The organism is Sphingomonas bacterium (assembly GCF_028292945.1).
Classification (GTDB): domain Bacteria; phylum Pseudomonadota; class Alphaproteobacteria; order Sphingomonadales; family Sphingomonadaceae; genus Sphingomonas.
In genome coordinates this window covers 1-11,768 of sequence record NZ_JAQGLJ010000062.1, presented here as the reverse complement: position 1 = coordinate 11,768, position 11,768 = coordinate 1, and the positions used below count along the sequence as shown (strand labels likewise).

Genomic DNA, 11,768 nt, shown 5'->3' with positions numbered 1-11,768 from the left:
CGCGATCTCTGAGCGGTTATGACGACGCGCAGGAAGCCATACACGCCACATTGGTTGCCGTTGGACCGCGATCTCTGAGCGGTTATGACTCCCCGTCGATACGGCTCCACTACGTCTATGTTGCCGTTGGACCGCGATCTCTGAGCGGTTATGACTGATGGGCCGCTATGTTCTTGTTCCAACAGGACATAGCGGCCTGATCGCGCGAACAAACCGACCGCGACTCATCAGAATAGTGCCAGCTGGTCGGGATTCTTGCGCTGCCGCCGGCGGCGCTGCCCGGCGAACCGGACGATGTTCTCGTATTGGCGGTCGGTGAAGCTCAGGATGTGGATGTCTCCCCGGTCGGGCAGGTGCGACTCGATGCGGCGCAGATACGACTCATACTGCTCCTTGCCGTTGCAGAAGCGGGCGTAGATCGAGAATTGCGATTTCTCGAACCCTTCGTCGAGGAGATATTCGCGAAACTTGGTCGCGGCGCGCATCTCCGCCTTGGTGCCCACGGGCAGGTCGAACATGACGAAGATCCACATCAGCCGGTAACCGGAGAGCTGCGTCGCGGTCACCGCGCCGCGACAGGCGCGAGTGCGTCAAGCCCGGCAAGCTCCAATGCCGAGGGCGGACGGGGCAGCACGAGATCGGCGGCGCGACCGCTCTGAAAACTGCGGGCCAGCGACTGCGCCGCGCGCTCGGCCGCGAGCCAGACGGTGGTGGTGCCGTCGTCGCCCGGCAGGTCAAGCGCGATCAGCCCCGCATAGGCGCGCTTGGTCTCGGGCGTAACGCTCTCGTGCCCAGCGGCGCGCAGGCGGACCGTCAGCGTGTCGACCAGCGGGCGGAACGGCTCGATCAGATCGTCGGCCAGCGCCAGCGGGTTGCCGCGATTGGCATGGTGGATGCCGATCGACGGGTGCAGCCCCGCCGCCACGACCGCGCGCGCGCAGGCGGCACGCATGACGGTGTAGCCATAGTTTAGCATCGCGTTGGCGCCGTCGGCCGCGCGGTCACGGCGGAAACCGGCGCCCATCAACTCGGTCCAGTAACGCCGCGCCGCCTGGGCCTCCAGATTGTCCGGGTCGCCCGAGCGCACCCGCCGCGCCAGGAACAGCAGCGGCTCGGCACGACCGCCCGCGGCATCGAGCGCCGCGGCCTGCCAGCGTATCTTGGCGGTCACCACCTGACGCCACAGCTGCTTGGCGAGCGGTCGGCCGGCTTCCCATTGCGCGCGCATGCGCCCGTTCTGCGCGTGGTGGCCGGCGATCGGCAGGCATAGCGCGACGGGCGTGTGATTAGACCCGCACAGCAACAGCACCGCGCCACGCGCGGCCAGCGCGACCGCGAGGTTGGTCGTCCAAGTGGTGCCGTGCGCATGGACGATCACGGCGGCGACATCGTCGAGCGGCACGCGCCCGACCTCCTCCCGGTTTTGATTCACGAGCAGGAAGCCGCGATGGGCGGACAGGTGACTGCCGTCGGTGGCGATGTCGACGATCCGCTGCATGACCTGCCTCCTGCCCGTGGAGGCTAGGACAGGAGGGTGTGGATGTCAGCGCGGACCGGGGTCGAAAACCCTCCCCATCGGATCAATCCTGACCTGCCGCGCCTTCGCCTTGAGAATGCTGCGACCCGATAGATAGACATATTTGAACGGATCGACCTCCTTCGCCGCGTCGCGCTCCTTCAGATTGCCCGCCTCGTTGATCGCCGCCAGCGTGAGCCGCCCCTGCACGTTGAACCCTGCCACGCGCAGAAGTTCGCGCGGTCCACCGTCGCGTTCGACCGCCAGCACATCGTTCTGGCGAAGGTTCAATATCCGCCTGGCGGCCGGATGGGGTCGCTGATCGGTCACGCCAGCCTGATGAGCATCGAACATCGTGACGACGCGGGTTTTCAGCTGCCCGTCGGGCAGGCGCCACAACTCCAGCCGCGCATTGGCGTCGCCCTTGTAGGCCTTGTAGGCGCGCCCGGCGGCGTCACGGATCGGGATCACGTTCAGCGCCTCTCGCACGCGGACATGCCGCAGGCCCTTGTAGAGCGGTCGTCCGTTCCGGTCGGTCAGCGCCGCTCCGTGCCGGCGAAACTCAAGCAGCCGTGCGGTGAACGCTGCGCCCGACGTGCCGTGGGTGACCTTGGCCAGTTCGGCGCGCAGCGTGCCGTCGGGAATTCGCTCCGGATTGGACACGTCTTCGGGCTTCAAGCTGGTCAGCGGCACCCGGTGGACGACGATCGGAGTCTTGCCGTCGGCGGCGATGCTGCCTGTCAGCCCGTAGGCCGTGTCGTTGTGCAGCCGCCCGGACGTGACATCACGGTGGCGCGACGGCTGGCCGTGTCGTCCGTGATCCGCCTTGTGGCTCGCCGTCACGCGGTTGACCCGCTCCTCCAGTTCCTCCCGGAACCGCGGCCATGGCTGCTCCAGCCCTTCGAACAGGCGGTCGAGGTCCTTGTCCTCGGCCAGGCCGGCGGTGCGCGCGATCCGCTGGAGCAGGCTGCGCGTCGTGACCGCCGTCACGGCGGCGTCGATGGTGTGGTGGCGATGATCGAGACGGTTCTTCGGTGCATCGCTATGCTTGTTCTCGACGTAGTTGTGATCGCGCAGGATCGTGTTGAGGCCCCATAGCCTGCGCAGCATTGCCGTCATCCGACCCGGGATGACGTAGACGCTGCCGTCGTCGGCCGTCGGGTACAGGCTGCGGAGATATTTGCCGGCGAGCCGCGACAGGTACTGGGTGTCGGTCAGCTGGCGGGCGAGGAAGCCGCCGTCCTTCTCCACCCGGGCCATCGCGTCCGGTCCGAAGCGCCATTGCTTGGATCGATGGAGGCGAGCGACCTGGGTCGTTATCCTGTCCCAGCGATCGGGTTCGGAACCCCATTTCTCGAACGGCGTCCGGTTGCCCTTGGTCCTGTTGCACGCCCGATGCGCGACCACCTTGTTGCCGGCGCTGTCGTCGAGCGACCGGGAATAGGGGATGATATGATCGATGTCGGCTTCACCGGAAAACAGCTGGCGCATGCCGATCGGCTCCGCGCAATACGGGCAGCGACGGTCGAGCGCATTGGCCGGGTTGAGCTCTTCCCACAGCTTGAGCAGCGCCCGGTTGGCGCCCGTGTCCGCCGCGATCGGCTCGCCCGTCATGTTCTCCGACGCGTCGACACCACGCAAAAGGCGCGAGCGGCGTTGCGCGTCGGCGGTGTCCTTGCGGATGCGCCGGTTGTGGTCCTCCTTGTCCTTGTCGTTGAGCTTCAGGTCGCGCGCCAGTTCGACGACGATGTGATCGGGGCGACCATGGGTCGCGACGATCGCGTTGATCAGCTTTTCAAGCTGGCGCAGGCCGATGTGAACGGTGGGATTGGTGATCTTGCCCCAGCGCTTTTCGGGCGGATCGGACGCCAGCTGCGAACCGGGGGGGATGTCACGTGTCAGCAACTCGCCATAATAGGGCAGGCGGTCGAGGACCTCACCCGTCCGATCGTCGCTATGATGCCAACCGGCGCGGCGAACGGCCTCGTCATAGGTAATGACGTCGCCCCTCAGCGCCTGGAGGATCAATCGCGTCGCCGTCTCTCCAAGTCGGCCGTGTCCCTCCGGCAGCGGCGCCTTGGCCGTGGTGCGGGCACCGTCTTCGGACAGGCCGCACTCCTCCGTCAGGAAAGCGTGAAGCCGGTCGGGATCCTCCTCGTCCATCAGGCGCTCGACGATGCGCCATTGCTCCTCGGCGCTCTTGTTGGACCAGGCCGTGTCGCCGAACCGCGTCTTGTGCGCCATTGCCGCGAAGACTTCATCGCCGCGTAGCGCCAGCCGCGTTTCCGAGGCCTTGTTGAAGCTTTCGCCGGGCTGCAGCTTCAGACGTTTGCCAAGCGCGGCGAAGCTGCGTTCCCTGTTGCCCCGCAATTCCATGATCAGGAGATCGCGTTGCTCGGGCGTCAACTTGCGGGATTGCGCTCCGGGCGTCGTGATCTCCAATTGGTTGACCTCTTCATAGAGGCGCCGTTGCTGAAACAGCGGGTGCGCCTTGGGAAGGCGGCGTTCGCTGTTGACGAAGGTGCAGACGCCGACCTCCGGCTCCTTCAGCGGCCGCTGGAAAAACAGGACGCGATGCAGCGCCGCGCGCGCCTCGTCGGTCAGCAGGGCAGGGTGATGCTGCGCCTGCGCTTGCCAGATACAGCCGAACTCATGGTCGACATGCCGGCGTTGCGGATAGAAATCGTACGCCTGCGATTCACTGTCGAGCCGGACGCGGGTGGATTGCGGCTCGCTTCTGCCCTGCGCGTCGACAGCCTGTTGTCGCTTGTACAGGAACACACCGAGCGTCTCGGCATCGGCCTCCTGCATGGCGCGATCGAGGGCATATTCGCCCAGCTTTACCTTGCCCTCCTCGTTATCCTTGCTGCGCCGCTCCGCCTTGCGATTTGAGAGAAAGCCGCGTCGCTGATTGAGGTGAAACAGCGCGCGGCCGATCTCGAAGGGTTCCAGCCGCTCGGTCAACGCGCGAGCACGCAGGGAATAGGGATCCTTGGCCGCGACCAGTTTGGCCTCGTCGGCATCGGCGGGCATCAGACCATGCGCGACCAATGCGTCGAGAAACGCGGAACGTCGGCCGAGGTAGCGGTCGCGACCACGGCGCATGGCGCGCGCGGCGCGTCGATCGACGGCGAGCGACGCGCCGGATTTCGGGTCGCGACCATCGCTGAAGATGCGCACGCCCAGATCGACGACCCGTTCGTCGTCCTCGGTCAGGCACCAGCCGATGCTGTTCGTGCCGATATCCAGTCCCAGCCGCCGCATCACGTCCCCCCATCGCCACCTCGGCTCGACGGGGACAACGGAGTCGTCCACATCGTCGAGTCGATCAAAGCAAGTCTACGCGCGTTGCCATGTTGACACAGCCACTTAGGTGGCATGCACCATATGTCGCGGCTGCTCGCCATCGCTGGCCGGCAAGGCTGCCATCGCCATTGACAATGGCACCGGTTCGACTGAAAATGTGGATCTCAGAGATCGCGGCCAGCTGTTAACAAGCAGCTTGACTGCACCAAATAAGGGCGGGGCTACGGCCCCGCCTTTTCTTTGACCGGCTGGTGGGAGTGGCGAGTGACGCCGGAGACGCCGGAGACGCCGCTCGCCTCGCGCCGCGCAGCATCACCAACTTCATCGGCAACGCTCTGGCGACGATCGTCGTCGCGCGTTGAGAAGGCGCGTTGGACCGCGAGCGCTTGGCGCACGTGCTGGGCTAGCTTGCAATCGAGCGGCGGCTGGCGAATGACGCCGGCATGAGCTCGACCCTTGCCGAACTGGACCGCCGCCGCGCCGCCGCCCGCCTGGGCGGAGGCGAAAAGCGCATTGCCGCGCAGCACGCCAAGGGCAAGCTGACCGCCCGCGAACGGCTCGACGTGCTGCTTGACGAAGGCTCGTTCGAGGAGCTCGACATGTTCGTCGAGCACAACGCCGTCGATTTCGGCATGGCGGATCAGGTGTTCCCCGGCGACGGCGTCGTCACCGGTTCGGGCACGATCAGCGGTCGGCTGGTGTTCGTGTTCAGCCAGGACTTCACGGTGTTCGGCGGCTCGCTGTCCGAGCGGCACGCGCAGAAGATCTGCAAGATCATGGACATGGCGCTGAAGGTCGGCGCGCCGGTGATCGGGTTGAACGACTCCGGCGGCGCGCGCATCCAGGAGGGCGTCGCGTCGCTCGGCGGCTATGCCGAGGTGTTCCAGCGCAACGTGCTGGCTTCGGGCGTGGTGCCGCAGTTGAGCCTGATCATGGGCCCGTGCGCGGGCGGGGCGGTGTATTCGCCGGCGATGACCGACTTCATCTTCATGGTGAAGGACTCGAGCTACATGTTCGTCACCGGCCCCGACGTGGTCAAGACGGTGACCAACGAGGTGGTGACGCAGGAGGCGCTGGGTGGCGCCGTGACGCACACCACCAAGACCAGCGTCGCCGACAACGCGTTCGAGAACGATGTCGAAGCGTTGCTGGCGGCGCGCGACTTCATCGACTTCCTGCCGCTATCGAACCGTGAGGGCGTGCCGGAGCGACCCACGTCGGACCCGTGGGACCGGCTGGAGGACTCTCTCGACACGCTGATCCCCGCGTCGGCGAACCAGCCCTACGACATGCACGAACTGATCGCGAAGGTGGTCGACGAAGGCGACTTCTTCGAGGTGCAGCCGACCCACGCCGCCAACATCCTGACCGGCTTCGGGCGGATCGAGGGCCGCACGGTCGGCTTCGTCGCCAACCAGCCGACCGTGCTGGCAGGCGTGCTCGACATCAATTCGAGCAAGAAAGCTGCACGCTTCGTGCGCTTCTGCGACGCGTTCGACATCCCCATCGTCACCTTCGTCGACGTCCCCGGCTTCCTCCCCGGCGTCGCGCAGGAACATGCCGGCATCATCAAGCACGGCGCGAAACTGCTGTTCGCCTATGCCGAGGCGACCGTGCCCAAGATCACCGTCATCACGCGGAAAGCCTATGGCGGCGCCTATGACGTGATGGCGTCCAAGCATTTGCGCGGCGACCTCAACTACGCCTGGCCCACCGCCGAGATCGCGGTGATGGGCGCAAAAGGCGCGGTCGAGATCATCTTCCGCGGCCGCACGCCTGAGGAGATCGCCGAGCGGACGGCGGAGTACGAAGCCCGCTTCGCCAACCCCTTTGTCGCGGCGAGCAAGGGATTCATCGACGAGGTCATCATGCCGCACTCGACCCGGCGGCGGATCGCGCTGGGCTTGCGCAAACTGCGGGGCAAGCAGCTGGAAAACCCGTGGAAGAAGCATGACAACATCCCGCTCTGAGGCGCCCGGAACCCTCGGCCGCCTCAACCATGTCGGTGTCGCGACGCCCTCGATCGAGCGCTCGATCGAGATCTACCGCACCCTCCTCGGCGCGACCGCGATCGGCGAACCGTTCGACCTGCCCGCGCAGGGGGTGCGCGTATGCTTCATCGACGCACCCAACACGCAGATCGAGCTGATCGAGCCCTATGACGACGCCTCCCCGATCGCCGGCTTCCTGCGCAAGAACCCGGCCGGCGGGCAGCATCATGTCTGTTTCGAGGTGCCCGACATCGACGCCGCCGTCGCCGACCTGAAGGCCAAGGGCGCGACCGTGCTCGGGAGCCCGCGCATCGGCGCGCACGGGACGCCGATTGTCTTCGTCCACCCCAAGGACTTTGGCGGGGTACTGGTCGAACTGATGGAGACGCCCGACAGCAGCCACGGAGCGCAGGCGGGCACTTAACATCCGTTCGTGTCGAGCGTAGTCGAGACACACATGTCCCTCGACTTCGCTCGGGACGAACGGAGGGGTTATGCCCGACTATCAGACCATCCTCGCCGAGCGGCGCGGCGACGTGCTCCAACTCACGCTCAATCGGCCCGACCGGCTCAACGCCGCGTCGCTCGACATGGCGGACGAGCTGAACGCCGCGCTGGACCGCATCGACGGCGCGCGCGCGGTGCTGATCACCGGCGCGGGCCGCGCGTTCTGTTCGGGCGCGGACCTGCAGGGGCGAGGGGAGCGCGCCGGCAGCGTCGGGCAGGGGAGCCACGCGGCGCTGACCCGGCACTACAACCCGCTGATGATGAAGCTGGCCGAGCTGGAGGTGCCCACCGTGGCGGCCATAAACGGCCCAGCGGCCGGGATCGGCTGTTCGATCGCGCTCGCCTGCGACTTCGTGGTGGCGGGAGCGTCGGCCTATTTCCTCCAGGCGTTCGTCAATATCGGCCTGGTGCCCGATGGCGGCGCGTCGTGGATGCTGACCCGGCTGGTCGGCAAGGCGCGCGCGACCGAGATGATGATGCTGGGTGAGAAGATCGGCGCGGAGAAGGCAGCCGGGTGGGGTCTGATCCACAAGTGCGTCGGTGACGCTGAGCTGATGCCCGAGGCGACCGCGCTTGCGGAGCGACTGGCGGCGGGACCGACGGTGGCGCTGGGCGTCATGCGGCGCAACATCGCGGAGGCGATGGACGGCACTTACACGCAGGCACTGGCACGCGAGGCAATCGGTCAGCGCACGGCCGGCAACTCGGGCGACGCGATGGAGGGTGCGGCGGCCTTCTTGCAGAAGCGCAAGGCGGCGTTCAGAGGGGCCTGATGGCCGATATCGAGTACAACACCGGGGAAGATACCGGGGCGGCGCCCCCGGCGCGCGAGCTGCCCGAACCTGTCAAACAGCCGAAGCTCGCCGATTGGCAGGCGCTCGCCGCGAAGGAGGTCAAGGGCCGCGATCTGACCTGGCCGACGCCGGAGGGCATTGATGTAAAGCCGCTCTACACCGCCGCCGACGTGACGACCGACCCCGGCCTGCCCGGATTTGCGCCGTTCACGCGTGGCGTGCGCGCGTCGATGTATGCGGGGCGGCCATGGACGGTGCGCCAATATGCCGGCTTCTCGACCGCCGAGGCGTCCAACGCCTTCTACCGCCGCAACCTGGCCGCCGGACAGAAGGGGCTCTCCGTCGCCTTCGATCTCGCCACGCATCGCGGTTACGACAGCGACCACCCCCGCGTGGTCGGCGATGTCGGCAAGGCGGGTGTCGCGATCGACAGTGTCGAGGACATGAAGATCCTGTTCGACGGCATCCCGCTCGACCAGATGAGCGTGTCGATGACCATGAACGGCGCGGTGATCCCGATCCTCGCCTTCTTCATCGTCGCCGGGGAGGAGCAGGGCGTCGCGCGCGCCAAGCTCGACGGGACCATCCAGAACGACATCCTCAAGGAGTTCATGGTCCGCAATACGTACATCTACCCGCCCGACCCCAGCATGCGGATCATCGCCGACATCATCGCCTATACCTCGGCCGAGATGCCCAAGTTCAACAGCATCTCGATCAGCGGCTATCACATGCAGGAAGCCGGTGCGACGCAGGTGCAGGAGCTCGCCTTCACCATCGCCGACGGCCGCGAATACGCGCGCGCGGCGATCGCCAACGGCATGGACATCGACCAGTTTGCGGGGCGGCTGTCGTTCTTCTTCGCGATCGGCATGAACTTCTTCATGGAAGTCGCCAAGCTGCGCGCCGCGCGAACGCTGTGGCACCGCGTCATGACCGAACTCGGCGCCAAGGACGAGCGCTCCAAGATGCTGCGCACCCACTGCCAGACCAGCGGCGTCAGCCTGCAGGAGCAGGATCCGTACAACAACGTCATCCGCACCACGATCGAGGCGATGGCGGCGATGCTGGGCGGCACCCAGTCGCTGCACACCAACGCACTGGACGAGGCGATCGCGCTGCCCACCGACTTCTCCGCCCGCATCGCGCGCAACACGCAGATCGTGCTGCAGGAGGAGACGGGGATGACCAAGGTCGTCGATCCGCTCGGCGGCAGCTATTATGTCGAGAGCCTGACCCAGTCGCTTGTCGACGAGGCGTGGAAGATCATTGAGCGGGTCGAGGCGGAAGGCGGCATGGCCAAGGCGGTCGCGGCCGGCTGGCCCAAGGCGATGATCGAGGAAGCCGCCGCCGCCCGCCAGGCTCGCGTCGATCGGGGCGAGGACGTGATCGTCGGCGTCAACAAATACCGGCTGAAGGACGAGGATGCGATCGACATTCTCGACGTCGACAACCACGCGGTGCGCGAGGCGCAGGTCGCGCGGCTGGCGCGGGTGCGCGGCGGCCGCGACGCGGCGGCTTGCCAGGCGGCGCTGGACGCCTTGCGCGAGGGCGCGCGCGGCTCGGCCAACCTGCTGGCGCTCGCCGTCGACTGCGCCCGCGCGCGCGCGACGCTAGGCGAGATCTCGTCGGCGATGGAGGACGTGTTCGGCCGCTACGGCACGCAGCCGACGCCCGTCAGCGGCATCTATGGCGGTGCCTATGCCGACGATGCGCGCTGGATGCGGCTGGAGGACGGCGTCGCCGCCACCGAGCGCCGGCTGGGCCGCAAGCCCCGCATGCTGGTCGCCAAGATGGGTCAGGACGGTCACGATCGCGGCGCCAATCTGGTGTCGAGCATGTTCGGCGACCTTGGCTTCGAGATCGTGCCAGGCGCGTTGTTCCAGACCCCGGGAGAGGTCGCCGCGCTCGCGCTCAAGAAGGATGTGGACGTGGTCGGCGCGTCGAGCCTCGCGGCGGGTCACAAGACGTTGATCCCCGAGCTGATCGGCCACCTGCGCGATGCGGGCCGCCCCGACATCAAGGTGATCGCGGGCGGCGTCATCCCCGCACAGGACTATCAGACGCTCCGCGACGCGGGGGTGCAGGCGATCTTCGGCCCGGGCACCAACCTGATCCAGGCGGCGGAGGAGGTGCTGCGCCTGCTCGGCCACAACATGCCGCCACAGGACGAAGCGGCGGAATGAATTCGCTGCGTCACCCTGAACTCGATTCAGGGTCCGTGCGAGCCGGATGCGACTGGCGGCTCGCCAGCGGTTCGCGGGGATGCTGAAAAAAGTTCAGCATGACGCAGTCTCTGCGCGGTGAGCCTTGGATTTTCCGCCGAGGAACTCGTTCACGCCGGCCGGGGCGGCGGAGCGTTGCGGATGGGGCTCAGCCGGGTCGCCGAAGCGGACTGGTTGCAGCCGAACTTCGACAAGGCGGAGCGGACGGCGGCGTTCGAGGCGCATCCCGATGCGGTGCGGCTGTTGCCGCAAGCCGAGGCGGCCGGGCGCGAAGTGGCGGCGCTGCTTGGCGTGGAAGGCGGGCTCGCCGAGGCGGTGCGCGCCTGCTGGGAGGATCTGTGCCTGCTGCAACAGGGTGCCGCGAGCGAGTATATCCTGACCGCGGGCGTGGTCGGCTTCCCGACGGACTGGCGGCTGCCCGACAAGATCGGCCTGCCGCTGATCGCCGTGCATGCGCCGATCCACGGCTACGCGGAGCAGCTCGCGAGCGGCGTCGACCATCTCTTCCGCACGCTGCCGCCCGGCCCGATCTTCGGTCGTGCCAACTGGTTCGTCGTGGCGGACCCGGCATGGCGTTACATGCCGACCAACGAGCCCGCTGACCGGTTCGCGCATGTAACGGTCGCGAATGCAGGAGAGACGCTGTTCGTCCGGTGCGAACGCCAGACGCTGCGGCGGCTGCCGGAGACGGGCGCGGTGCTGTTCACGATCGGCATCGCCGTCGAACCGCTCGGCCGGCTGAGCACGCAGGCTGTGCGGCGCGTGGCTGACGGCATTGCCGCCACCGCGAGCGGGGAGCACGAACGTCGCGCCGCGCCCTTTTACGCGGAAGCGTTGGCAGGCTATGCGGCTGGAAGGATGAAGATGGAGCCCGCCACGTGACCGATACACTTCGTCATCCCGGCGTCGAGGGACCCCAGCAAACTAGTGTTTTGCTGGGACCCGAGCCGGGGTCCAACGCGCCACATGCACCGTGGTCTGATGTGGAGAGATGGATGCCGGCTGAAGGCCCGGACGACGGGGTAAGAACCGACTGGACGCGCGCCGACATCCGGGCGCTGTTCGACCTGCCCTTTGCCGACCTCCTGCTGCGCGCCGCGCAGGTCCATCGTGCCCACCATGCCGCCAACGAGGTGCAGCTCTGCACGCTGCTGTCGATCAAGACCGGCGGCTGCCCGGAGGATTGCGGCTATTGCTCGCAATCCGCCTTCGCCGACTCCGGGCTGAAGGCGGAGAAGCTGATGGACGTCGACAGCGTCCTCGCCGCCGCCGCAGAGGCCAAGGCGGCCGGCTCGCAGCGCTTCTGCATGGGCGCGGCGTGGCGGTCGCCCAAGGACCGCGACATCCCAAAGGTCGCCGCGATGATCCAGGGCGTCAAGGCGATGGGGCTGGAGACGTGCATGACGCTGGGCATGCTCGACGCGCGCCA

At 67.1% G+C, this 11,768-nt stretch carries 8 protein-coding genes and 1 pseudogene; 6 read left to right on the top strand and 3 right to left on the bottom strand.

Annotated elements, in window-relative coordinates; all coding sequences use genetic code 11:
* Positions 1 to 227 precede the first annotated feature (227 nt).
* The 3 genes from cas2 to cas9 are packed head-to-tail and all read right to left on the bottom strand — an operon-like array spanning position 228 to position 4,780.
* On the bottom strand, positions 228 to 566 hold the full coding sequence (cas2, locus tag JWN21_RS07780; protein ID WP_299647968.1) for a CRISPR-associated endonuclease Cas2: 339 nt from the start codon (positions 564 to 566) through the stop codon (positions 228 to 230).
* Positions 563 to 1,498, bottom strand: a complete 936-nt coding sequence (cas1, locus tag JWN21_RS07775) for a type II CRISPR-associated endonuclease Cas1 (RefSeq protein ID WP_299647965.1) — start codon at positions 1,496 to 1,498, stop codon at positions 563 to 565. The genes cas2 and cas1 overlap by 4 nt, the downstream gene beginning before the upstream one ends.
* 45 nt (positions 1,499 to 1,543) lie before the next feature.
* Complete coding sequence (gene cas9 / locus JWN21_RS07770; RefSeq protein ID WP_299647971.1) at positions 1,544 to 4,780, bottom strand: type II CRISPR RNA-guided endonuclease Cas9; 3,237 nt, start codon at positions 4,778 to 4,780, stop codon at positions 1,544 to 1,546.
* 485 nt (positions 4,781 to 5,265) lie between these two features.
* Between cas9 and JWN21_RS07765 the strand changes: the two genes are divergently transcribed.
* The 6 genes and pseudogenes from JWN21_RS07765 to JWN21_RS07740 form a co-directional block, all read left to right on the top strand.
* The gene (locus tag JWN21_RS07765; RefSeq protein WP_299647962.1) at positions 5,266 to 6,792 is read left to right on the top strand and encodes an acyl-CoA carboxylase subunit beta; all 1,527 of its coding nucleotides are present in this window, start codon (positions 5,266 to 5,268) and stop codon (positions 6,790 to 6,792) included.
* Positions 6,773 to 7,237, top strand: coding sequence for a methylmalonyl-CoA epimerase (gene mce, locus JWN21_RS07760; protein WP_299647959.1), 465 nt, complete (start codon positions 6,773 to 6,775; stop codon positions 7,235 to 7,237). Before JWN21_RS07765 ends, mce begins: the two co-directional genes overlap by 20 nt.
* 70 nt (positions 7,238 to 7,307) lie before the next feature.
* The gene (locus tag JWN21_RS07755; protein ID WP_299647956.1) at positions 7,308 to 8,093 is read left to right on the top strand and encodes an enoyl-CoA hydratase-related protein; all 786 of its coding nucleotides are present in this window, start codon (positions 7,308 to 7,310) and stop codon (positions 8,091 to 8,093) included.
* Complete coding sequence (gene scpA, locus JWN21_RS07750; protein ID WP_299647953.1) at positions 8,093 to 10,300, top strand: methylmalonyl-CoA mutase; 2,208 nt, start codon at positions 8,093 to 8,095, stop codon at positions 10,298 to 10,300. The genes JWN21_RS07755 and scpA overlap by 1 nt, the downstream gene beginning before the upstream one ends.
* Positions 10,301 to 10,417: 117 nt before the next feature.
* Positions 10,418 to 11,221, top strand: coding sequence for a DUF3445 domain-containing protein (locus JWN21_RS07745; RefSeq protein WP_299647950.1), 804 nt, complete (start codon positions 10,418 to 10,420; stop codon positions 11,219 to 11,221).
* 113 nt (positions 11,222 to 11,334) lie between these two features.
* A pseudogene (locus tag JWN21_RS07740) lies at positions 11,335 to 11,768 on the top strand (biotin synthase); the annotation flags it as partial.